Raw genomic sequence first — 25,144 nt, 5'->3', positions numbered from 1 at the left:
TATGTCAACCCAGCTGATCAGCCCGTCGCACCCACACCGGTTCGAAATCCGTTGCAACGTCGGTGACGTCGCCCTCTCGAACGTGGCGGTGCACCTGGTCTTCTTCTTTGAGCGACGTCTCGATAGGGAGGCGCTCGCCGGCGCATTCGCACACGCTCTCACCAGCCTTCCGATGTTCGCCGGGCGAATCGCCTTGGCCCGCGGCAAGATGCGAATCCGATGCAAGGGACAGGGTGTGCCCTTCACATCTGTGTCGTCAGGAAGCACAATCCGTGAGGCGATCCATTCGGTGCAGGAGGACCGCGGAGGCTGGCTCATCGATCCCGTGAACGGCGCCACGGCGCGTTGGGGATTCGGCCCGCTGTGCAAGGTACGTGTCACGCATCTTGCGGACAACGCGACCGCCATCGGTTTCTCATGGCATCACGCGATCGGTGACATGCAAACGGCTATGCATTTCATGAATGCGTGGGCCGCCGCCGCGGCCGACAAGCCACTGGCTGACCCGTTGATCGTGGAAGACCGCGCTGCCTACCTCGACGCACATCTCCCTGCCGATGGCGCTCGGGAGCCCGGGGTACGTTGCCTTTCGCTCGCAGAGATTGCACGAAGCGCGCTCTACATGGCAAGGGATGCGCGAAAGCAGCGGACTCTGAGTCTGTATTACGGGGAAGACGAAATCGCCCGCATGCGCGAGTATTACGGAAGCCGGATGCGATTGTCTGCGAACGACGTTGTGTGCGCGCATGTTTCCGAGGCGCTCATGAGCGCGGATCCCGCCGTGGATCGTCGCACGCTCGCGATCGCCGTGAATGTGCGGAATCAGTGTGGCCTGGATCCGATGCTGGTCGGAAATATCGTCACAGCGTTAAACGTCGACCTACGACGCGGAGAGGGTGCACGTTCGATTGCCGAACGCATCCGCCATCACGTGGATACCTTTGCCGGCGAGCACTGCGACATGCGCATCAACCAGAAGTTTCTGGACGCAGCCGGTACATGGCGGGGCGCCCGCTGTGTAGCGGCCAGCTTCAATCCGGTCCAGTGGAACCCGCTTATCACGAACTGGACCGGATTCGGCGTTTATCGGATCCAGTTCGAAGGCGCCTTCACGGTCTTCTGCGCGCCGGTGATGAACATTCCCTTTGCCGGAGTCGGCGTCCTGGTGGAAGGGTCCGATGGCGGACTGCTCTTTCAAATGACATTGCCGCGTAACGACTTCGAGGCCATGTCGAGCCCCGCGATTCGGGAACACCTACACCGCTTCCGGCACGCGAACGACGACATTCCGCGACTGCACCATGAGGTCCACGGCCAACTGTCAACTGGTTCGCAGCACCTCGACCGCCTCTAGCCGCCGCGCATGTAGCAGCGGGTACATGGCGGCGATGAGGACGAGCACGAAGACGGCCGCCACACCGGTTCCGAGCGGCACAGGCGATACACCCCATTCGATTTTGATGCCGTAGAACACCGGTGAGCCCAGCGACCAGAGATACGTGAGGCCCACGCCCCCAAGCACCGCAACGCCCCCGACCAGCACGCCGAGCAGGCCCGCGTTAGCGATGATCACCGCCTGTTCCTGCCCCGAGGTCATCCCGATCGCCCGCAATGCGGCCCGCTCACGCTTGCGCTGTACAAGTCCGAGCACGAACACGTTCAGCAGGCTCAAGCCGGCGGCTGCCATCACGACGTAGCCCGAGATCGTGAACGGCCTTAGGAATCGGGTGATCCCGTTGGCGGCCTCCGAGCGCCACTGCTGGTTGTCGTACACCCGCAATCCGGCGCCGAGGTTGACGAAATCGCTGCGGTGGGCGGTCGCGACGGCGGCGGACGGGTAGGCCACCGCGATCTGGTCGCGCACGGCGGCCCAATCCGCACGCGCCAATCTGTCTGAGACCAGCACCATGTCGCCCACGGCGGCGTCGTTCACCATCCGTGGATGAAAGACTCCAGCGACCCGGTATCGCTTCGGCCCTGCAACGGTCGGCAGTTCGACGGTGCCGCCCTGCGCGACGCCGAGCCGGCCGGCCGCAATCTCGCTCAGGCCGACCTCGCCATCCCGCAGGCCCGGCCAGAACTTGTCACGGGAATCGGTCGGCTGATACAGCGCCGTGCTGTACCAGTCTCCCGGCGTGACGCCGACGACCAACCGCGACAGCGTCCCCGACCCGATCGTCGATCGCCAGCGCGACGTCACGCTGCGCCCGTCGGCGGCTCGGGTCACCAGGTCGAATGTGGTATCGGCGATCTGGCTATCCCGCTGGTCGAGCACCGACTGCGCGGCGATCAACAAGGAGCCGGGCAGGTGGTCGGCCTGCTCGTCCGCGATCTGCCTGGTGCTGAGCAGCTGCATGCCGTGTGAGCTGATGGCCGAGCTGGCGCCCTGCGCCAGTAGCGCGGCGGAGAGTGCGAACAACACGGAATAGCGCCGCACGTCGGCTCCCAGCAAACGCCCGACGGCCGGATGCGCGATCGTCAGCAGCCTGATCGCCAGCCCCGCGCCGCGCGGGGCCAGCCACGCCGTCACCAACACAACGCCGCATAACCCCACTGTCATGCCGTAGATGCCCACGTTCAGCGGCAGTGACCCGCGCTCGAAGATCTTCAGCACGACGACGGAGGCCACCAGCGCGCCCGCTCCGGCGAACAACGGCCACATCGGGATTGTCCTGGCGCGCTGTATCCCACCGACGCTGGCCATCGACGCTAACGGTCCCTCGCGCACCAACCGGACGGCCGGCCCGGTCATCGCGAGAACTCCGCAGACGATCCCCGCGGCCGCTCCGATCACAATCAGACTCGGGGTGAAGTGCGCTGCGATCGTGCCGCCCGAGCCCTCCAGCATCGAGTGCCCGAACCGGTCCACCAGATACGTTCCGAGCAGGAAACCCGTCGGCACCCCCAACAGTCCTCCGAGAACACCCACCACGGCGCCCTCGCCGAGCATGCCACCGAACAAGCCGACCGGCCGTGCGCCGATCGCGCCGATGGTCCCCATCACCGCTCGCCGGTCCTCGATGGCCAACAGGATGGTGTTGACGGCGACGAGGAACCCGATCAGGATGCCGGCCAGAACAGTCAGGTTGAAACTCTGGGTGGCGTTCTCGAACATGGCGGGTTGATGGGGCCGTGGCGCGCCCGCCGTGGCAATGCCGGCGGTGACGCGGTCGATATCGGCTGTGATGTCAGCACCTCGTCGCGGCAGCACGAACGCCGCGGTTGCGTAGCCGGGTGAGCCGAGCATGCTCGCGGCGATATCGATGGATGGGGCCAGCAACACGTAGCCGCCGTTGATGCCCTCGACGCGGTCGAACTCCGGGAACGTCCAACCCAAATGCGCCGATCCTGGCGGCAGGCCGGGGATGCGCAGCTCCTCGCCGAGCTGTAGGCCATGCCGCTGGGCAATCGCCGTGGGCACCTCCAGCGGCACACCGGGACCGTCTGCGGGTTTGACGTCGCGGGCGCGCTGCTCGCAGTTGAACGAGCCGACCAGCAGCTCGATCTGGCACGACCCGCCGAGCAGAAAGAACCCCTGGCTACCGCCGCCCGCAATGTCCACCGGCGCCAAGCCGGCAACGACCGGGATGACCGCCTCCGCCCCTGCCACCTCGGCGCGCAGCCGGTTGACTGTCGCGATCGGCAACCGGCCGCTGACGTTCGGGGTCACCTCGACCACCCCTCTGCCGGCGGCATGGGTGAGCGACGGGCCGAATGAGTCGAACGGGCGCGCGAGCTCGGATTTGAGTATCAGGACTCCGAGGACCACCGTGACTCCGAGCGCGACGCCGATGGCGCTGAGCAGCGTCCGCCGCCAGTCGGCGATCAATGCGGCGAGGTGGATGCGCCGGAATGACGTCCATCCGGGGCGCAGCGATTTCATCATCGCTCCGCGACGGGCGCGGCGGTATCGGCGCCGTATGCGTGCCCGTCGACCAGATGCAGCTCGCGGGTGCCGTAGCGGGCCGCCGCCTGGTCGTGTGTCACCAGGACGACCGCCGCGCCTTCTTCGTCCGACAGCGAGCGCAGGAGATCCAAGACCTCGGTCGAAGAATGGCTGTCCAGGTTTCCGGTTGGCTCGTCGGCGAGAATGATGGATGGCCGGGCCACCAGCGCGCGCGCCACCGCCACCCTTTGCATTTGTCCGCCCGAGAGTTCGGCCGGCCGGTGCCGCGCGCGGTCGCCTAGCCCGACCCGTTGCAGTAGCGCCTCGGCGCGGGCGTCTGCTGATCGGCTCGGCACACCGTCCAGCACTAGTGGCAGCGACACGTTCTCCACCGCGGTCAGCATCGGCACCAAGTTGAAGAACTGGAAGACGAATCCGAGGTTGCGCCGTCGGAACGCGGCGCGCCTGCCGGTGCTCTGCGCCCAGATGTCCTGGCCGGCGACGGCGACCGTGCCGTTGTCCGGTGCGTCCAGACCACCCGCAACATGCAGGAGGGTCGATTTGCCCGCTCCCGATGGTCCGGTCACGACCACGAATTCGCCTGCGTTCAAAGTGAAGTCGAAGTCGACAAGCACATGCACCTGCTCGTCGCCCCTGCGGTACGTCTTGCCGACGTCCTTGAGCTGCAGTACCGGCGTCATGGAATCGTCGGGACGCCCCACCTCGCGGAGGACACGCTCAGACTCAGCTAATTCGGACACTTCGCGCCTCTTCCCTTGGCGTTGTGGCCGATTGATCGTCACTCGCGGTGAGATGAGGAGGCGCAGTAGTGGGCCACTGCATTCCCGCTTAAGTAGTCCGAGCCGAGGACGGCCGGGATTGCAGTGGCGCACTACCGCGCTGGTCGCGCCTCAGGCCAGCGAGGATTCCTTTCGGAGATAGCTATCGGTGAGAAATCGTCGGCCGTCATCGAAGGAGATGATGATGATGATGCAGCGAGCACTCGGTCGCAACGAGGATGACCTTTGAAGGTGTCTAGGTGAGGCGAATTACGCTGAACGTCGATCTCACGGAGGTCCACGATCTCTTGGAGCGCGTGCCGCGCGCGTGCGTGGCTTTCGCCGGCGAAGAGGGCCCACGAGTTGAACCAGTCACCGTTCTCTGCGAGGAAGATCGCTACTTGGTCTGCATGCCCTCGGGCGCCGCGAATCGTCCCACTGCCCAACAGGAAGTGGTGCTGCTCATCGATGATGGTGTCCAGTTCTTTGACCTGCGGGCGATTTACCTGCGCGGACATGTCCGCCCGCCGGGTGTGGTGCAGGGCCTGACGGACGACTTCTTCTGCTTCGAAGTCCAGCCGACGCGAAGCGTTGCTTGGGACTACGCGCGCTTGAGGGAAGTGGATGATGAATCCTGACGATCCGGCGATAGTCGGCATCCTCCGTCACGCGATGGTGGCGCGCGTTGCGACGGTCTCTCGCTCCGGACGACCTCACGTGAACCCGCTCTACTTCGTATGTGGGAACGGGAAAATTTACCTCGGCACGACGGACCGAACACTGGCAGCTCTGAACGTCAAGGCCAACCCACGGGTCACGATCTTGTTCGGCGTTGAGAGCGAGCCGAACGAGTCGGGAATCCTGAGGATCCACGGCGGCGCGATAGTGCGTACCGACTCTCGGATATGTCGATGGTATCTAGTCCGCGACTACCGGAAGTACATCCTGAGCCGACGAGGGTTCTTAAATGCGCTCGCCCACATTCGACTTCTCCCGCTGGTGCGTCGCTTCGTCACGTCCGGCGAGAAGGGAAAGGAGTGCGTGCTCGAGGTCCGACCGGAGAACGCGGAACTTCTGACCGCGCCCAAACAGACTGGGAACGGCGAAGTATCCTCTCGCCGTCAGCGAGATGACCGGTTTCTGTCGCGCTAGGGCACGCCCTCCGATTCCACACCGCGCACACCACTCCGTTGGACGTCACTCCCCGGGCACGGAACGCCGTCTGAATCTTTCGTCAAGCAATACATCCGGTACAGATACTTTTCGCGTTGGATCGCACGGTAGAACGCCGTGCCCTCCGTGCCGGAGTACTCGCGGCCGATGCGCCGCAGGCCGGACGGCAAGCGGTTGACCAGGTCCAGTGTGCGGCGCCTGTTCTTATCTAGTCCCCGTAGCACCTGCGCGTTGATGACCTCCTGCGAGAGCCTCCGCATCGGGGTGTTGGCCAGCGCCGCCTCCCACTCGGCTATGCCGTCGCGGGGGCGAAGATCCGCGTAGAGGAAATGGCCTCCCGGGCGCAGCACGCGGGCCACTTCGGCGAGGAAACGGGAAAAGTGAGGGTAGGCAGCCGAGGACTCGAGATTGATTACCGCATCAAAAGATTGGTCGGGGAAGGGTAACTTCTCTGCGTTACCGTGCACGAAGTCCAGACCAGGCACGTTGTGCCTCTTCCGGCAAAAAGTGATGGCGGCCCGGTTCAGGTCCAGCCCGGTGTAGGAGGCCGGATGCAGGGTTCGCGTGAGGTAAGAGGCTCCGCCGCCGTGGCCGCAACCGACCTCCAGCACTTGCTTTTCCGTAATATCGGCCTGGGTCACCATCCGATGATAGAGCTGGATGTAGAACCGGTTGGGCTCGTCGCACTCTGCGAGCGGCAGTGCCATCGGCGGATCTTCCTCGTAACCAATGTTGAGGAATACCACGTCATCTGAAGCGAACAACCGGGTCTGGATGCGGTAAAAATGCCTCGAGACCAACCGGTTGAATGAGAAGAAATAAGTAAAGTCCATGGGAAAACCTCCAATTCACGTTGCTGCTGTCACGTCCGTGTACGAATCGTTGGTGCGGCGGATCAGCACCGGGAAGTCGTCGATCGGAGCCGGCAACGCGGTCATGTCCCATTCCAGCCTGTAGCCGGACCGCATCTCGATGCGATGGTCACGCAGCAAATGATGCAGCAGGACCTTGACCACGATTGTCGCGAAGTGCATACCGATGCACTTGTGCGCGCCCGCGCCGAACGGCATGAAGGCAAGACGGTGAGATCTGTCCTCGCGCCGCGCGCCGCTGAACCGCTCGGGGTCGAAGGTGTGCGGGTCGCTCCACAAACCGGGCCAGTAGTGGTTGATCAACGGAGCGACCACCACCATGGTGTCCGTGGGCACGAAGTACCCCTGAATCGCACTATCCGCCAGTGTCTTCCGGCAGACCACAGGCACCGGAGGGGACAGTCGCATCGACTCGTTGATGACCATGCCTAGCGACTGCATGCGATCGAGCGCGTCCAGATCAAGTCCAGCGTCCTCGATCTCAGCCGATTCCGCGCGTACCCGGTTCTGCCACTCCGGGTGCAGCGCCAGCTGATGCAGGGCCGCCGTCGCGGCGGCCGCACTCGTATCGGTCGCGGCTGACATGAGAAAGATCATGTGGTCGACGATGTCGTCGTCGGCGAACTGATGGCCGCCCATGTCGCGCGCATGACAAAGTGCTGCGAACAGGTTGTCGCCGCCTGAGGTTCGCCGCGCTTCGATGTTGGAGTGGAAATACTGCTCGAGCGCGCGTCGACTGCGCAAACCTGCAGACCAACGCAAGCCAGGAACGGGAACCCGAACCACGGCAGTAGCGGCGCGCAGACAATCGTTGAAGGCCTTGTTCATCCGACGGCTTTGTGGTCCCGGCTCCTCACCCATGAACGCGACGGTTGCAATGTCGAGGAGGGTGCTTTTGAGGTAGGGGTAAACCAGCAATTCGCCCTCGGACGGCCCCGCTGCGGCTGTGCGACAGATCGTGTCCATCGATTGCAGATAGCCGTTCAGACGTTCGCGAGTGAACGCCTCCTGCATGATTCGACGATGGAAGTGGTGTTCTTCGAAGTCCAAAAACATCAGCCCCCGACCGAAAAAGCGGCCCGAGAAGAATTCCTGACCCTTCTGCGAGAAGACGTGGTCATTGTTGGCGAACACTTCCTGGGCGGCTTCCGGACCCAGCGCGAGGACGAACGGCGTCCCAAATCCACGCATCCACGAGACCGCACCGTAAGTTTGCAGCTGCCGTTCCAGGAATTCGACGGGCAGCGTCGCCGCTGCCAGGGCGTGACCGATAATTGGCAGACCCGTGTCACCCGGAATCGGTTGCAGGTCACTACCTTCCGGTACCGGGCAAAGTTCACGCCGCACGGGCTTGCGGTTCAACTGCCCGCGAGCGATTACCGCTCCCCCCCTGAGGACACGTCTTTTCGCCCCCCGACGGAGACGTTCCGCGCGCTGGCCGGTCACTATGGCGTCATTTCGCGGGCAGATGGGTGCGGGGGCACAGCCCACGCCGAGGCCTTGTAAACGGTAGTGATCAGGGCGTCCATCATCCGATCCGACACCACGCGGCGCGCCAGGGCGCTCCCCCAGGAATCGACGCCGACCCGATATCGGGCCTTCGGGCGCCTTGCGGCCAACGCCGCGGCCACGGCATCGGCGAAGTCCGCGGCTGTCGTCTTGGCTGTCTGCCCGAAACCCGTGCTTGTGTTGAGAATTTCGATGAATCGCTCGCGGTAGGTTTCGACAACCTCGGCGGGGGCCCCTGCAAAGATATCGTTGGCGGATCGGTGCATCTTGTCCCAGATCGGTGTGGAGATCGCGCCGGGCTGGATGATCGAGACGCTAACCCCGAGTGGGCGCAGTTCGCGTCGCAACGCGTCGCTTAACCCCTCCTTGGCGCACTGTGCGGCCGCATATGCTCCTAAATACGGTGCGGCCATGTTGACGATGCCGGAAGTGACGTTGACAATCCTCCCACCTGATGCGCGCAGTAAGGGCAGCACGCGCTGCGTGACAGCAACTGTGCCAACGACATTTGTCTCTAGCTGAGCGCGCAAAACGTCGACCGGAACGCATTCCATCGGCGAGCTGATCGCGATCCCCGCATTGTTCACGGCGGCCCACAGTCCGGTCCCGCTACAACCCTGTTCAACGAGTTCGCCGGCGTACGCGATCGACGCTGCGTCGGTGACATCGAGCAGCACCGGAATCAGCTGCCCCGCCGACGGCGGCACCCCGGAGAGTTGAGCGGCGCTCGACTCGGTACGCACACCCGCGAACACCCGATAACCGAGTTCGCCGAGGTGGATAGCGGCGGCTTTACCGAGCCCGCTCGACGCGCCCGTAACAAGAACCGACTTCGAGCGCGCCGGCGTCACCGTCACCGAACCCCGCATCACGCCGTCCACCCCAGGTCGAATCGCATCGGACGGGTGGTGTGGCGGATCAGTGATCGCGTGGTCGCACAACGCATCCCGAGGTTACGCACCGCACAAGCGACCGGATTCTGCAGCTGCTCTACCCGGTTAAGCCGCCGTGAGCTTCGCACTAACATTCCGGCGCGGGCTCGGCGCCGGTTCTCGTAGGCACGCAGGGCCTGGACCGGATCGGGCAGGCGGCCAATCGCCTCCGCCAACACATAACCGTCCTCAACGGCGGAGCTGGCGCCTTGCGATCTGCTGGTGAGCATGGGATGCGCCGCATCGCCCAGCAGGGTGATCGGGCCCATGCCCCACTGCTTGAGGATGGGCCGATCTTGACCGGGCACACTGACGATGGCTTCCGCCGGTGTCCGCTCAATCGCCTCGACCACCTCGGGAGCCCAACCGTCGAACGCGGCGAGGATGTCCGCCTTGTCTCCGTCCCAGTCGCGTGCCAGGGCGGCGGGCATGTTCTTCGTTCCCCACCAGTAGGCCATCCCGGCGCCGATGTCGATGAGCCCGAACCGCTGTCCCCTACCCCAATAATGCCCGGTATAGCCAGGCGCCATCCGGTGGTGCGTAAACCGCACGGTAGCAAGCCAACAGACATACCCGTACTCGCTCGGCGGCTGATCACCGGCGACCGTCGACCGGACGACTGATCCTATGCCGTCGGCGCCGATCAAGACCCCGGCGCGCACGTCGGCACCGTCAACGAGTGTGGCGCGTGCCCCATATCGTTCGATTCCAACGTCGACCACCTCGGCGCCATAGTGGATGGGGGTGTCGCCGGCGGCGGTGCGCAGCGTACTAATCAGCTCGTTGCGATGGATGCTTACAAAGGGATGGCCTAGCTGCGCGGTGATGGCCGCGCCCGGCAGCCCCCGGATCAGCGCACCGCGGGCGGTGCGCAGCTCGAAGTGTTCAAGCGTGCGACAGCAGGCGTCAGCCGGCAGGTCGATCCCCAACGCGCGCAGCACTTTCGTGGCGTTGCTGGCGAGCCCCAGCGCCGTGCCGGTGATCCGCGGCCGGGGTGCGGCCTCGTAGATTTCGACGTCGATCCCCTTGGCCCGCAGGGCGACGGCGGCAGTCAGACCGCCGATTCCCGCACCGACCACCGCGACCGTCGGCGCGTTCATCGCCGACCCTCGCCAACGAGCGCGACCGCAGCGAGTTCGGTAGACAGTTTGGCCGCGACGTCCGCAACGTGTGGCTCCGACATCATCGACAAGTGGTCACCCGCAACCTCGATCACCCTCAGGCTGCGCGGCGTCAGTATCTCCCAACCGTTGGTGGGACTGGCGAACATGCTCCCCACCAAGCGGTGCGGGCCCGCCAACTCCGCCGGGAGATCTTCGGCTGACCTCAGCAATGTGATATCGCGATCCAACGGCTCGTGGCGATAGTTCAGCGTCGCCTCGTAGTTGGCGCGGAATATCTCGTAGAGCCGTCGAATCAACTGTGGCGAACTCTCGGCGGGAACGATTCCCGCCTCGATCGCGTTGCGGAGGGTCGAATCGAACGAGGCGTCGCGACCCGTTCCGTTGAACTCGAATGTCAGCCGTGCCGCCTCCATACCGTGCGCCTCCAACAGCAGCTCTCCGAAAAACCAAGTGATCAGTTCACTTTCCGGCACCACGGGATGAGGCCCGTCGCCGAGCGCGGTCGTATCGAGAAGGATCAGACGCGCCAGTTCCTCGTCAGCCAGCTGCCGCGCTATCTCGACAGCGACGTAGCCACCGAACGACCATCCACCGATGTGGAATGGCCCGTGCGGGCGCACCCGACGAATCGCCGCGATATAGGACACGGCCAGATCGCTCATCGTGTGCAGCGGCGTCGCGCCGGGCTCGGCACCGGCCGCCTGCAACGCGTACACCGGTTGATCAACCGGGAGGTGCTTGACGAGATTGAGATAGCACAGCACATTTCCACCGATCGGGTGGACGAGGAACAGTGGTGGGCGATCGCCCGAGGTCCGCAGCGCAACAACGGGATCGAACGCCCGCACCGAGCCACCGGCCGCGATCAGGCTGGCGATGTGAGCGGCGGTGGGCGCGGCGACGAACGCATCCAGCGGAATCTCGACGTCCCATCTCCGCGCGATCGCCATCACCACACGCATCGCGCCGATCGATGTGCCTCCCGCGTCGAAGAAGTTGGTATCGGCGGCAAATCCTGCGCTAACTGCGAACTCCGCCATGATGTCAGCGACCGCTCGCTCGTACGGGCTAAAGGGTGTGGCGCCGGCCGACGGCGCAACGGCAGCGGCCAACGGCAACTCACGTAGGGCCTTGTCGTCGCGCTTGCCGCTCGGCGTGAGCGGGAATTCGTCGAGCCATTGGAAGTGCGCCGGAATCATGTATGCGGGCAGCACCGCGCGCAGGTGGGCTCGGATCGCGGCGAGGTCCGCCCCTTCACTGTCCCCGACGAGGTAGGCCACCAGCACGGAATCCACCGAATCGAGGTTTCGTGCCACTACTGCTACCGCTTGAATCGCCGTGTCGTTGAGATTCATCAAGGCGAGTTCGATTTCCGCGCACTCGATGCGGAAGCCGCGGACCTTCACCTGGTCGTCCGCTCGCCCGAGGTAGACAAGGTCACCGGAAGGTAATTGGACCCCCAGATCACCGGTGCGATACATCCTCTCGCGGCTCTCACCGACCCCGCCGACGGTGACGAATCGCTCCGCGGTGAGGTCGGGCCGTGCCTCGTAACCGATTGCGAGGCAGCGGCCCCCGACATAAATCTCGCCTCTTGTTCCGTGCGGGACCGGACGCAGGTTGGCGTCGAGCAGACGGATCGTTGCGCCGTCTATCGCGGTGCCGATGGGTGGCAACGTGGGAAAGTCTTCCGGTGCACCGCTCATCGTGTAGCTGGCCACCTCGTGCGTCTCAGTCGGTCCGTAGTGGTTCTCCAACACCAGGCCGGGATTCGCCGTGCACAGCTCGCGGATCTCCGGTGTCACTCTGAGCTGTTCGCCCACGTTGATCACTACGCGCAGCGACTCCAACCGTGTTCGGGTGACGAGCGCCGCGTCCGCGAACGCCTGCAACGCGACGCAGGTCAGAAATACACGTTCGATCCCCTCATCCGCGACGAGACGTACCAGGGCCCTCAGATCTCTGCGCTGCTTGTCGCTGACCAACCGCAACGTGCCGCCACCGCATAGCGTGGAAAACACTTCCTGAAACGAGACGTCGAACGACAGCGGGAAGAACTGCAGCGTGGATCCGGCGGCGCCACTCGACGGGCGGCGGTTCTGCCAAGCAATGAGGTTGTGCAGGGCCCGGTGCGGCATCGTGACGCCCTTTGGTTCGCCCGTCGAACCGGATGTGAACAACACGTAGGCCGCACTTTCCGGGTCGATTACGGGCAACGTCATCGTCGCAGGTACTTCCATCAGTGCCCGGACTTCCGCGATGTCAGACATAACGCGGAACGGCCGGGCACGCTCGATCATCAACTCGATGCGAGCGCGGGGGTAACTCACGTCCATCGGGACAACCGCCGCCCCGGCCTTCAGAACGCCGAGCACGGTCGCGATCAGCTCTGGCGACCGTTCCAGCATCACGCCCACCCGAGCTCCTGGTGGCATGCCCGCGGCCAACAACCCGGCCGCGATTCGTTCTGCGCCGCGGTCCAATTCGGCGTATGTCCAGCTGGCAGTGTCAGTCACAAGTGCGGTCGCGTCCGGGGTCGCTGCCGCCTGCTCGGACACGAGCTGTGCGACGTCGCGAGCCGCCAGTTCATCGGCAACAGAATCCATGGCCTGCTCGGGTGACCGCACGATTGCCGCCAGCACGCGGACGAGGGATCTACCATATTCGCGTGCCTGAATAGCGGTCAGCACCGCCGGATTTCCGGTCACGCGGAGGGACAGCCGGCCAGTCCGCGGATCCATCGCGGCGGTCACCCACATCGCGAAGTTTGTTTGTTCCTGCACTTCGAAGGCCAGCAGTTCGATCCCGCCGGCACTCGTCGGGTCGCCGAACAGATGATAGTTGATGAAATTGAACACCACATTGAACAAGGGACGGCCCGCATCGGACTGCATGGCCTGCAACGGATAACGCCGATAACGATGGCTCGCGCGCTCGAATCGGGCCACGCGTTCGACGGCGTCGACCCAGGTCGCCGGTGTGTCGTCGAGCCGGACCGGGATCGTGTTGAGAAACAACCCGGCCGCCACTTCGGCACCATCACGATCGGGGCGCCCGTGGGTGACCAGCCCGGTCGTAACGTCCGCCTCTCCCGAAAGTCGCTGCAGGGTAACGCAATGTGCGGCCAGCAACAGCGATTTCACCGGCAGCCCATGAGACTTTGCGAATCGTCCAGCGGCGTCCTGCAGCCACGGCGGAATCAGGATTGTCGCGATCGGATCGGCGGTCGCCGGCGGTTGATGGGCGACGTAGGATCCCAGCGCCGTCGCGCGCGATCCCTTCATCACGCTACGCCAGAACTCCTGCGCAGCAGGATCTTCGAGCGCCGCCCGCTCCAGCCGAGCATGCTCGGCGAGAATGGTCGCCGAATGCACCCCGGCGTCGACTGCCGGCACATCCAGCCCGAGGCGGAAGAGGTAGTCCTGCAACAACTCGCGTATCAGGTTCGCCACACTCCAACCGTCCAGAATCGCGTGATGGAACGCGAAGACCAGATCCACACCCTCATCCCGAACGAACGCGCGCAGGCCGTATAGCGGAGCGCTGTTGAAGTCGTACCGATGCGTGTGCCGGGAAGCGATATACCCTTCGACATCCGCGTCACGGGCTCCGGTCACGATGTCGAATGCTCGGGGTACCCCCGGCCGGACAACCTGCACTGGCGTGGAATGCTGGTTGAGTTCGAACGAGGAACGCAGCGCGGGATGTCGTGCCACCAGGCGATCGAACGCGGCGGTGAACTCTCGTTCGCGCCACGGCATCGCCAGGCGATAGCGGAAGACGTCCTTATACATCGTCGATTCGGCACGCTCGATGCTGTGGAACAGCATGCCGAGCTGCAGCACGGTCGCTGGGAACGCATCCTCGGCGTCGCACAGCGCTGCGCGGTCGATGAGCGGAAGCAACCCGAACGCATCCGTGACACCTTGCGGCTTCGCCGCCGGCCGCGGACTCGCCTCGGCCAGTTCGGCGATCGTGGGCCGCGCGTACAGATCGTCGAGATCGAAAGCGATGCCCCGCTTCTCAGCCTTGCTGCGCACGACGAGGGCAAGGATGGAGTCTCCGCCGACGGTGAAGAAATTGTCGTGCACTCCGACGGAGTCCAGGCCGAGCACCGAGGCGAACACGTCGACCAGCACCGACTCAGCAGCAGTATGCCCGGCGGCCGCCGGCCGATCCGCGGCCGGGGGCATGCCGACGTCGGGATTGATCGCTGCCGATTCTGACCCGAGTTGAGTGACGTCACGAGCGGGCACATCGTCGGTCCCGAGATCAATGAACTCCTCGGGTGAGCGCACGATTGCCACCAGCGCACGAACGAAGGTGTTTGCGTATTCGTTCGTCTGCGCGGCCGTGACAGCGTGCGGATCGCCGTTGACGAACAGGAACAGCCCCCGGGTACGCGGGTCGACAGCGACGGTTGCGAGCAGCGCGAAGTTGGTTTGCTCGTGCGCTTCAAAGTCGAGCAGTTCGATCGCGGCGATATCGAACAGCTCGGCGAAGGGATGGTAGTTAACGTAATTGAACGCGGTGTTCAACAAGGGGCGGCCCGCGTCGGATTGCATGGCCTGCAACGGGTAACGCCGATAGCGGTGGCTCGCGCGCTCGAATCGGTCCACCTGTTCGACGGTGCCGAGCCAGGTCGCCGGTGTGTGGTCGACTCGGATCGGAATCATGTTGAGAAACAGCCCCGCGGCCTCTTCGGCGCCGGCTCGACCGGGGCGCCCGTGGGTGACCAACCCGGTCGTGACGTCCTCCTCGCCCGAGAGTCGTTGCAGGGTAACGCAATGCGCGGCTAGCAGCAGTGATTTCATCGGCAGCCCACGAGACTTCGCGAATTGCCCAACGGCATCCTGCAGCCACTGCGGGATCGGCACCGCCGCTACCGAATCGACAGGCGCGCGTGCTTCATGGACGACGCAGGATCCCAGGGACGTCAGGTGCGATCCGGCCAGGACGCTACGCCAGAACTCTTGCGCTACGGGGTCGTCGAGCGCCGCCCTCTCCAGCCGAGCATGCTCGGCGAGAATGGTCGCCGAACGCACCTCGGCGTCGACTGCCGGCACGTCGAGACCGAGGCGGAATAGATAGTCCTGCAACAACTCGCGTATCAGGTTCGCCACGCTCCAACCATCCAGAATCGCGTGATGGAACGCGAAGACCAGATCCACCCCGTCGTCCCGAACGAACGCGCGCAGGCCGTACAGCGGAGCGCGGTCCAGGTCGTAGGTGTGTGCGTGGCGGGCCGTCAGGTAATCCCAGACAAGGAGATCGTCGGCCCCGGTCACGGCGTCGAATGCTCGCGGTACCCGTGGCCAGACCACCTGCAACGGCACTGAATATTGGCTCAGGTCGAACGAGGACCGCAGCGCGGGATGTCGGGCGACCAGTCGATCGAACGCGTCGGTGAACTCTCGTTCGCGCCACGGCATCGCCAGGCGGTAGCGGAAGACGTCTTTATACATCGTCGATTCGGCGCGCTCGATGCTGTGGAACAGCATGCCGAGTTGCAGCACGGTCGCTGGGAACGCGTCCTCGGCGTCGCATAGCGCCGCGCGGTCGCTCGGTGCAAGCGTCGCGAACGCGTCCGTGACACCCGGTGGCTCCGACGCCGGCCGCGAACTCGTCTCCGCCAGTTCGGCGACTGTCGGCCGGACGAACAGCTCGTCGACATCGAAAGCGATGCCTCGCTTCTCGGCCTCGCTGCGCACCGCGAGCGCCAGGATCGAGTCGCCGCCGACGCTGAAGAAATTGTCGTAAATCCCAACGGTTTCAACTTTGAGCACCGAGGCGAAGACATCGGCCAGCACCGCCTCGGCCGGAGTGCGCGGGGCGGTGGCCGATCGATCGGGGGCACCGGGCCGGGGTAACGCCCGACGATCCACCTTGCCACTCGTGGTAAGCGGGAACGCGTTCAACTGCACGAAGCTGGTGGGGATCATATAGGCGGGCAGGAGCTGAGCCAGGTGCTCCCTGAGGCGTTCGGGCGAGACGGATTCTCCGATGAAATAACCGATCAGGTGGTTCCCGTGAATTTCCGACGGCTCGGCTATCACTACCGCCGATCGCACACCCGGGCACGACTCCGCGACGGCCTGGACCTCGCCGGGGCTCACCCGGTTACCGCGGACCTTGACTTCGTCATCGGCGCGTCCCAGAAACTCCAGGTTGCCGTCCGCTCGCCAGCGGGCGAGGTCTCCCGTCCGGTAACGCCGACCACCCGGTACGCGCTCGTCGGCGACGAAGACGGCCGCGGTCAGATCATCACGCCCCCGGTAGCCGCGGGCCAGCCCAACCCCGGCGATGTTCAGTTCGCCGGGCACGCCTACCGGACAACGGTTTCCGCGCTCATCGAGCACCAGCAGTCTGGTATTGTCGATCGGTTTTCCGATCGGGACCCCATCGACGGGCCCGGCCTGGGGACAATCGAAGTAGCTCACGTCCACCGTCGCCTCGGTGGGCCCGTAGAGATTAACCAGCCGCGGGACGGCGGTGGTCGCGAATACTCGGTTGAACCGCTCGACCAGTGCCGGCGTGAGTGCCTCCCCACTGCAGAACACGGTGTGCAACGACTTGAGTCGGTCCACCGAATCGGGTTGGTCCTCAAGTTCATCCAAAAATGCGCAGAGCATCGTCGGCACGAAATGCATGACCGTCACCCGGTGCCGCCCGACCGCGGCGATGATCTTGCGCGGATCGCGCTCGCCGCCCGGCTCGAGCAGCGCCACACTCGCGCCGGTCATAGCCCACCACAGCAATTCCCACACCGAGACGTCGAACGTCACCGAAGTCTTCTGCAGGATCACGTCATCCGAGCCGATTGGATACCGGCGTTGCATCCAGTGCAGCCGGTTGACCACCGACCGGTGCTCGACCATTACGCCCTTGGGCCGGCCGGTCGATCCCGACGTGTAGATGACGTAAGCCAGGTCCTCGGGTGAGGCGAGTGGCTCGACCGGATCCGCCGCGACTATGCTCGGCTCGACCCGATCGACACCGAGGTCATCCGCAATTTCGGCGAATTCGGTTCCGGCCACGATGATCCGGGCGCCGCTGTCTTCGATGATCGTGTGAACACGTGCCTCCGGATACCCCGGATCGATCGGCACGTAGGCGGCGCCTGCGCGCAATATCCCGTGTATCGCAACGACCATTTGAGGCGAGCGCGGCACGATCACCCCGACACACTCGTCACGCTCGACCCCCTTGGCGCGCAACACTTCGGCGATGTGATTCACGGCGCTGTCGAACTCTGCGTAGCAGAGCGTTCCGTCCTCCGACAACACCGCAGGCCGCTCGCCGGGCGCGTCGGCGGCCACACGGTCGATCCGGATGTTCTGCGCGATATCGACATCAAGCATCAGTCGGTTCCCCCTAGGGCGAACGCATCCAGCTCGGTGTGATCCGCGGCCGACAGCATGTCGATGTCACCGAGTGACATCTCGGGCGCATCCAATGCGCCCTTGATCAACGTCAATACATGACGTAGCGCGTCCGCGAACCGATAGTTCGCGTCGAAGACGTCGTCGGCGTAGAACAGATCCACCTCGAGCGATCCGTCCCGCTCGTGGTCGCGAACGACGATGTTGACCACATCGAGTGAATACCCTGACGCGAGCAAGCTGGCGTCCTTCCAGATCCACTCCGCGTGTTCGGTGTCGGGAATCGTGAAGTATGAGTAAGTGACGTCGAACAACGTCATCTCAGCGCCGTTCTGCAAAGCTGTGGCGATGTCTCCATAGGCAAAACGCTGTCGCGCCTGCGCCTCCCACACTTCCTTGCTGATTCGGTCGGCGAGTTCGGCCGTCGACAACTCGCCATCAGCGGGAATTCGCAGCGGCAGTATGTTCGCCATGCAGCCGACCGTGCGGAGTTCGGCTTCGGATGATCGGTTGAGGAACGGGACCCCAATGATGATGTCCCCGCCGCGGTGTATCCGGCGCAGGTACTCGCCGATAGCGGCCGCGGTGAACGCGAAGATCGAGCGATCGGTGTCTCGCAGACGTTTAACAGCTTCAGGATTCATTCGCAAGGTGTGACGTCGCCGACGCCGGCTGCGCAATGACCCGCGGCGGGCAAACAATGCTGGCTCGACCTCGCGGTACTTCTCAACGAAGTAGTCACGATCGGCCGCCCAGTCAGCCGAAGCGCGGTATTCGCGCTCTGCCGCAACGAAGTCCAGATATCTTGGCATTTCGAAATCGTTGTCGCTGCTGGTGTCGGCCTCCGATAAGTACTCATTCAACAGCTGGCTCAGCGCGACATTGATGCCCCATGCGTCGGCCACGGCGTGATGGAAACACGCATACACCAGAAACGAATCAGACCGATCAACCAGGATCGCGGCGCGTGTCAGCGGGCCCTGGAGCGGAAGCACGCGCCCACTTGCCTCGTCGATCCAGCGCCCGCATGCTGCCGCCGGATCGGCGTCATTCGTGAAATCGACAAACTCGAGCTCGGGCAACTCAGTCCCGAGGTGCTGCACGAACTCGCCGTCGCGGAATTCAAAACGCAAACGCAGCGCGTCATTCCGCAGATATGTTCGCCGCACGCACTCCCGCATCCGCTCCAGGTTCACCGTGCCATCCAGGCGCGCGTGGGTGACCACCTGTGCGATTGGGAGATCCGAATAACGGGCGCCGACCGCGACGATGTCGCGTTGACAGCCCGTTAAGGGCCGGTATTCCTGTTCGACCCGGCCGGTTTCGTCTCCCCCAGAACTGGGCTCCCCGTCGACTTCGAGCGTCCGGGCCAGATACCGGGCCAACGCTATCGATGTTGGATGGTCGAAGACGGCGTTGGTGGGCAGCTTCAAACCGGTCGCTGATTTCAACCGATTCCGAAACTCGACCGCACCCAGCGAATCAAAACCGAGCTCCTTAAACTCCTGGTCCGCGGCCACCGCGTCGCCGCTGTCATGCCCGAGCACCGCGGCCGCGTTCGAGCGAACAATGCCGAGCAGTTCGTGTTCCCGTTCGGACGTGCTCATCGCCGCGAGCCGACGTCGAAGATCGGAAGAGGCCCCGATTGCGGCCGCAGGCTCGGCTGTGCGGCGTGTCGGACGGACGAGCCCACGGAATATCGGTGGCAGGCCTCCGACCGCCGAAGACGAACGGATGGTGGCGAGATTGAACCGTGCCGGGACGACGAACGAGCGCGGTTGCCGAAGCGCCGCATCGAAAAGCGCGAGGCCTTCCGCCGACGACATCGGGACAAACCCACTACGGCTCATGCGATCGCGATCGCGTTCGTCGAGATGGCCCGTCATCCCGGTCGCTCGCGCCCACCATCCCCACGCCATCGAAACGCCCGGCAGCCCCTGCTGTCGGCGGTGCTGTGCGAGCCCGTCGAGAAATGCATTGGCAGCAGCGTAGTTAGCCTGACCCGGGGAGCCGACAACGCCGGCTGCCGACGAAAACATCACGAACGCAGACAGGTCCGCAGAAGCGGTGAGTTCGTGCAGGTTCCAGGCCGCATCGACTTTCGGACGCAGCACCGCGTCCAGGTGATGTCGGGTCTGGGCCGCGAACACCGCGTCGTCGAGCACTCCGGCAGCGTGGATGACGGCGGTCAACCGATGCTCGATTGGTATCGCGGCCAAGGTTGCTTGCAACGACTTCCGGTCCGCCGCGTCACACGATTCGATGCGCACGGACGCACCCAGGTCGGTGAGCTCCGCTTCGATCGCGGCGACACCCTCGGCCGCGTGGGCTCTTCGGCTGACCAGCAACAGATTTCGTGCACCGTGACGAGTCACCAAATGCCGGGCAAGCATCATCCCGAGGACGCCTGTGCCACCGGTGATCAGCACCGTGCCCGCGGGGTCGAACGGGGTGGGCACAGTGAGCACCAGCTTGCCAACGTGGCGGGCACGGCTCAGGAACCGATAGGCGTCCGATGCCTGTCTAATGTCCCACGAACGTAACGGAAGCGGACGCAGTTCACCCGTCTCGGCCAGCTTCACCAGTTCGCCGAGCATCTCGCTCAACAATTGCGGAGGGACGTCCTCGACGAGGTCGAACGCTCGATATTGAACGCCCGGATGCCGCGCGGTCACCTCCGCGGGGTCGCGGATGTCTGCTTTGCCCATCTCGACGAATCGTCCGCCGCGCGGCAAGAGTCGTAGTGATGCATCGACGAATTCGTCTATCAGGCAATCGAGAACCACGTCCATACCCGCGCCGTCGGTTACCGCCGCAAACTTCTGCTCGAATTCGAGCGTGCGCGAGTTAGCGATGTGATCGTCATCGAATCCCATGCCGCGCAGGGTTTCCCATTTCCCGGGGCTGGCCGTTGCGAACACGTCAAGGCCCCAGTGCCTGGCTAGCTGCACCGCCGCCATGCCGACACCGCCGGTAGCGGCATGCACCAGCACCCGCTCGCCCGCGCGGACGCGCGCGACGTGCGCCAGCGCGAAATAGGCGGTGAGGAAGACCGCGGGCACGGTCGCTGCCTGCGGCAAGGACCACCCCACTGGTATGCGCACGATCCTCCAGTGATCCACGACGACAACCGGTCCGGCGCCGAAGAACTGGCCCATTACACAGTCGCCGGGCGCGAACTCGAGTACATCGTCGGCAACCTCGAGAACGACGCCGGACCCTTCGACGCCCACGTCGTAGTCCGAGGGGTGACCCAGGGCGGTCAGGACATCATGGAAATTTACGCCGCTGCAGCGCAGACTCAAACGCACCTGGCCGGGCCCCAGGGGGCGATCGGATTCGGGACAGGGACGCAGCGCGAAGTTCCGTGGGTCCAGCGTGCCGTTGCCAAGGGTGGCAAGCCGCCAGGTGGTCGCGTCGACCAGTTCGGCGCCGTCGATTCGCCCGGTCCGCGCCAGCCGAGGGGCAAAGCACACGCCATAACGTAGCGCGAGTTGCGATTCGTCGCGGCCGGTTATTTCGGCGACCACCGCATCCACGTTGACCCAGTCGTCGACGTCGGCCAGCAAGATACGGCCCGGGTTTTCAGTCTGCGCGCTGCGCAACAATCCCCACACCGCAGCCTGACCAAGATCGGTGACGTCGTCGGATGTGTCGACGGCGATCGCCCCGCGGGTGAGCACCACCAGCCGTTCGTCGTCGTCAGGACTATCGCTCGACAGCCACGCCTGTACCCGGTCCAGCACATGCGTCAGCGTTCGGCGCGTGCCATCGGTGAACGCCGCGCTGTCCGCAATCGTTGACGGGCAGCGCAATACGGTCACCTTCTCGGTGGGGCCACTCGCACTGCCACTGATGTCATCGCATTGCGCCAGAGCGACCCAATCCAGTGCGTACACTGCGTGATTGGCGTCAGCGCTCATGCGCAACTGGCCTGGTGAAACCCCGAGCAGGGCGAGGGAATCGACACGACCAACTAACGCCCCGCGGCCGTCCATGAGTGTGATGGCGACCGTGTCGGCGGCGATGAAGCTGATCCGGGCGCGAAGCCGGGTTGCGCCAAAGGCACGAAGCGATACGCCTTGCCATTCGAACGGCAACCTGGTCAGCTCCGATTCTGCCAGGATGCCGCCGGCGCCGATGCCGTGCAGGATCGCGTCAAGTAGCACCGGATGCAGGCAGAACCGGCTCGCGTCCGCCTTGGCCTGCTCGGGCAGCTCCGCCTCGACGAACACCTCGGCGCCACGGCGCCAGACCGAGCGCAGGCCGTGGAATGCGGGACCGTATTCGTACCCGCGCGCGGCCAGCTGGGGGTAGGCCTCGGAAACGTCGATCGGTTCCGCGCCCTCCGGTGGCCATTGATCGGACCCAAGTTGGGGCGCGGCACCGGGGCTCGGGGAAAGCGCGCCTTCGGCATGGTGCGTCCACGCTCGGTCCGCACTATCGTCGTCGATCCGCGAGTAGATCTGCACCGGACACTCGCCAGACTCATCAGGTGCGCCGACGATGACTTGAACTGCGACACCGGCGGGTTCAACGATGAGCGGGGTTTGCAGGACAAGTTGGTCTATCCGCGGGCACCCGACACGGTCAGCGGCGTACAGCACGAGTTCTACCATCGCCGCACCCGGCACCAGTACGATCCCGTGCACTTTGTGGTCGGCCAGCCACGGATGGGACGCGAGCGACAGACGGCCAGTGAAAATGGTCTCATCTGAAGCTGCCCGGGCCACGACAGCACCGAGCAGGGGATGCTCGGCGGAGCTGAGGCCGAGACTGCTTGCGTCGACGAACCGGGGCTCGGGATCCATCCAATAGCGCCTGCGTTGGAAGGCGTAGGTCGGTAAGTCGATGCGACGGGCGCCCGTGTCGTCGAACATGCTCACCCAGTTCGGCGATTTCCCGTATACGTGGGCCTCGGCGGCCGACAGCAAGAATCGCCGCATGCCGCCTTCGTTGCGTCGAAGTGTCCCAACCACAGTGGGCTCATCGCCGTCGTCCTCCAGCGACTCCTGGATGCCGGCAGTCAACATCGGATGCGGACTGGATTCGACGAACGTGCGGTAGCCGTGTTCGTACGCCCACCGGACAGCCGGTTCGAATAGCACCGGTTGCCGCAGATTGGCGAACCAGTAGTCGCCATCGAGGATCTTCGTGTCCAGCGCGGCACCGCTGACCGAGGAGATGAACTCGATATCGCCGGTTCGTGGCTGCAGCCCACAAAGCGACTCGCGCAATGTCTCTCGCAACGCCTCCACATGGTCAGAATGCGAGGCGTAGTCGACGGGAATCCGCGTGGCTGCCACCTCGTCGAGTTCGCACACGGCCATCAACTCGTCTAACGCCGCCGCATCCCCGGTCACGACGGTCGAAGACGGACCATTGTGCGCGGCGATGGAAATCGATCGAGCCCACGGTGTGATGAGCGCGTGAACCCGTTCAACGGAACGCGGGATCGAAACCATGCCACCGGTTCCCGTGACTGCGCGGATCGCTTTGCTCCGCAACGTAACTACCTTCGCGGCGTCTCGCAGCGACAGGGCGCCGGAGACGTAGGCCGCCGCGATCTCGCCCTGCGAATGGCCGAGGACGGCGTCGGGATGGACACCCAATGCTCGCCATTGCGCGGCTAACGACACCATGACCGCAAACAGCACAGGCTGCACCACATCAACCCGTTCGAGGCTTTCGGCACCAGCATCGCCGCCGCGCACGCACTCGATCAGCGACCAATCGACAAACTCGGCGAAAGCCGCATCGCATAGCCGCATTTGATGGGCGAACGCCGGCGCGGACTCCAGCAGTTCGACCGCCATCCCCATCCATTGCGATCCCTGGCCGGGAAAAACGAAGACGGTGCGGCCCGTGGCGGCGGCCTTACCGCTTAACACATTCGGTGCGGGCATGCCGGAGGAGATCGCAGCCAATCCACTCAATAACTCGTCACGTTCGGTTCCGACCACAACCGCGCGGTGGTCGAACAACGCCCGAGTGGTGACCAATGAGTACGCCACATCATCTGGGTTCAAATCGGAGTGCTGTTCAACGAACCGCCCCAACCGGGCCGCCTGCTCGGCCAGTGCCGACGTCGATTTGGCGGACAACACCCACGGCGTTACCGGTAGACGCTTTCGAAGCGCCCCGGGCGAAGACTCCGGCGGCGCTTGCTCGAGTATCACGTGGGCGTTTGTTCCGCTGAGGCCGAACGACGACACGCCCGCACGCCGCGGTCGGTCGTTCTGGTCGGGTGGCTCGGGCCAGGGACGTGCGCTATCGACTACCTCGATCGTTCCGGACGACCAGTCCACCTGGGGTGTAGGCGAATCCAGGTGCAACGTCGCCGGTACCACCCCTTGTCGAATCGACTGCACGATCTTGATCACACCGGCGGCGCCCGCGGCGTACTGGGTGTGGCCGATGTTCGATTTGACCGAGCCGATCAGTAGTGGGTGCGCCACCGAGTGAGCTTTGCCATACGTTGCCCGCAACGCATCCGCCTCGATCGGATCACCGATCCTCGTGCCCGTGCCATGCGCTTCGACCACGTCGACTTCGCCCGCGCTCAGACCCGCATCCAAGAGAGCCTGGCGAATCACCCGCTGCTGCGCCGGGCCGCTCGGGACGGACAGCACATCGGTGGCCCCGTCCTGTCCCAGTGCGCTACCCCGGATCAGCGCAAGCACCGGGTAACCGGCGCTGCGCGCGCGCGACAGTGTGGCCAGCACCAGCACACCGGCGCCCTCGGCAGCGCCAAACCCGTCCGCTGCCGCGGCGAATGGCTTGCATCGGCCGTCAGCGGATAGGGCGCCCTGTCGGCCCAGGCCGATGTAGACGCTGGGTGAACAAGCCACGGATACGCCGCCCGCCACTGCCAATTCACATTCACCCGACCGCAACGATCGCACGGCGAGATGCACAGAAACCAGAGATGAGGAGCAACCGGTCTCCACCGTCAACGCGGGGCCCTGCAGCCCAAGCGTGTAGGCCACCCGACCCGACGCGATGCAAGTAGGAACCCCGGTCGCCATATAGCCGACAAATCCCTCCTTCTCGTTATATCCGCGCGGGCCATACTCCTGAGCGGCCATACCGATGAACACGCCGGTATCACTGCCGTGCAACGAAATCGGGTCGATCCCTGCCCGTTCGAGCGCCTCCCAAGTCGCCTCTAACAACAGTCGTTGCTGCGGGTCCATGGCTTGGGCCTCACGCGGACTGATCCCGAAGAACGCCGCGTCGAAATCACCGACGTTGTCGACGAACGACCCCGCGCGGACGTAGGTGGCCCCCGGCGCGTCGGGGTCGGGCCCGAACAGCGCGTGGAGATTCCAGCCGCGGTCGGTGGGAAAGTCCGAGGTCGTGTCGCGCTCCTCGGATAGCAATTGCCACAGGTCATCCGGTGAGTCGACACCGCCCGGAAAGCGGCAACCCATTCCTAGAATGGCTATCGGCTCGTTGGGTGGAGTCACGACAGCGCCAAATCGGCC

Annotated in this window: 11 protein-coding genes; 3 read left to right on the top strand and 8 right to left on the bottom strand. The window is 64.5% G+C overall.

Features of this window, described 5'->3' with window-relative positions; translation table 11 throughout:
* Position 1: 1 nt before the first annotated feature.
* Entirely contained in the window at positions 2-1,354 is a 1,353-nt protein-coding gene (locus VN856_RS11245; protein WP_325688958.1) for an acyltransferase, read from the top strand.
* On the opposite strand, the gene VN856_RS11240 is transcribed toward VN856_RS11245, so the two are convergent.
* Complete coding sequence (locus VN856_RS11240; protein WP_325688956.1) at positions 1,322-3,883, bottom strand: ABC transporter permease; 2,562 nt, start codon at positions 3,881-3,883, stop codon at positions 1,322-1,324. The genes VN856_RS11245 and VN856_RS11240 overlap by 33 nt on opposite strands.
* Entirely contained in the window at positions 3,883-4,587 is a 705-nt protein-coding gene (locus VN856_RS11235) for an ABC transporter ATP-binding protein (protein WP_325688954.1), read from the bottom strand. The genes VN856_RS11240 and VN856_RS11235 overlap by 1 nt, the downstream gene beginning before the upstream one ends.
* A gap of 338 nt (positions 4,588-4,925) precedes the next feature.
* Here VN856_RS11235 and VN856_RS11230 point away from each other — a divergent pair, with 338 nt between their 5' ends.
* Entirely contained in the window at positions 4,926-5,303 is a 378-nt protein-coding gene (locus VN856_RS11230; RefSeq protein ID WP_325688952.1) for a hypothetical protein, read from the top strand.
* Positions 5,290-5,817, top strand: a complete 528-nt coding sequence (locus VN856_RS28885; RefSeq protein ID WP_414686928.1) for a pyridoxamine 5'-phosphate oxidase family protein — start codon at positions 5,290-5,292, stop codon at positions 5,815-5,817. Before VN856_RS11230 ends, VN856_RS28885 begins: the two co-directional genes overlap by 14 nt.
* Here the strand turns inward: VN856_RS28885 and VN856_RS11225 are convergent.
* From VN856_RS11225 to VN856_RS11200, 6 genes are all read right to left on the bottom strand, one after another.
* Entirely contained in the window at positions 5,814-6,671 is an 858-nt protein-coding gene (locus VN856_RS11225) for a phthiotriol/phenolphthiotriol dimycocerosates methyltransferase (protein WP_325688950.1), read from the bottom strand. The two genes, VN856_RS28885 and VN856_RS11225, sit on opposite strands and share 4 nt — an antisense overlap.
* Positions 6,672-6,686: 15 nt before the next feature.
* Positions 6,687-8,057, bottom strand: coding sequence for a cytochrome P450 (locus tag VN856_RS11220; RefSeq protein ID WP_325688948.1), 1,371 nt, complete (start codon positions 8,055-8,057; stop codon positions 6,687-6,689).
* A 98-nt stretch (positions 8,058-8,155) separates the two neighbouring features.
* Entirely contained in the window at positions 8,156-9,088 is a 933-nt protein-coding gene (locus VN856_RS11215) for an SDR family NAD(P)-dependent oxidoreductase (protein WP_325688946.1), read from the bottom strand.
* Positions 9,088-10,251: an FAD-dependent monooxygenase gene (locus tag VN856_RS11210; protein ID WP_325688944.1), complete on the bottom strand. Its 1,164-nt coding sequence runs from the start codon at positions 10,249-10,251 to the stop codon at positions 9,088-9,090. The genes VN856_RS11215 and VN856_RS11210 overlap by 1 nt, the downstream gene beginning before the upstream one ends.
* Positions 10,248-17,636 (bottom strand): non-ribosomal peptide synthetase, encoded by a 7,389-nt coding sequence (locus VN856_RS11205; protein WP_325688942.1) that lies wholly within the window; start codon positions 17,634-17,636, stop codon positions 10,248-10,250. The genes VN856_RS11210 and VN856_RS11205 overlap by 4 nt, the downstream gene beginning before the upstream one ends.
* Complete coding sequence (locus VN856_RS11200; protein WP_325688939.1) at positions 17,636-25,126, bottom strand: SDR family NAD(P)-dependent oxidoreductase; 7,491 nt, start codon at positions 25,124-25,126, stop codon at positions 17,636-17,638. The genes VN856_RS11205 and VN856_RS11200 overlap by 1 nt, the downstream gene beginning before the upstream one ends.
* Positions 25,127-25,144 lie beyond the last annotated feature (18 nt).

Source organism: Mycobacterium sp. (genome assembly GCF_035603715.1).
In the GTDB taxonomy this organism is placed as follows: domain Bacteria; phylum Actinomycetota; class Actinomycetes; order Mycobacteriales; family Mycobacteriaceae; genus Mycobacterium.
This window is presented reverse-complemented; position numbering and strand designations above follow the sequence as displayed.

Coding starts and splice junctions, on each gene's coding strand:
- VN856_RS11245 (WP_325688958.1), top strand. CDS start 2: ATGTCAACCCAGCTGATCAGCCCGTCGCACCCACACCGGTTCGAAATC.
- VN856_RS11240 (WP_325688956.1), bottom strand. CDS start 3,883: ATGAAATCGCTGCGCCCCGGATGGACGTCATTCCGGCGCATCCACCTC.
- VN856_RS11235 (WP_325688954.1), bottom strand. CDS start 4,587: ATGACGCCGGTACTGCAGCTCAAGGACGTCGGCAAGACGTACCGCAGG.
- VN856_RS28885 (WP_414686928.1), top strand. CDS start 5,290: ATGATGAATCCTGACGATCCGGCGATAGTCGGCATCCTCCGTCACGCG.
- VN856_RS11225 (WP_325688950.1), bottom strand. CDS start 6,671: ATGGACTTTACTTATTTCTTCTCATTCAACCGGTTGGTCTCGAGGCAT.
- VN856_RS11215 (WP_325688946.1), bottom strand. CDS start 9,088: ATGCGGGGTTCGGTGACGGTGACGCCGGCGCGCTCGAAGTCGGTTCTT.
- VN856_RS11210 (WP_325688944.1), bottom strand. CDS start 10,251: ATGAACGCGCCGACGGTCGCGGTGGTCGGTGCGGGAATCGGCGGTCTG.
- VN856_RS11205 (WP_325688942.1), bottom strand. CDS start 17,636: ATGCTTGATGTCGATATCGCGCAGAACATCCGGATCGACCGTGTGGCC.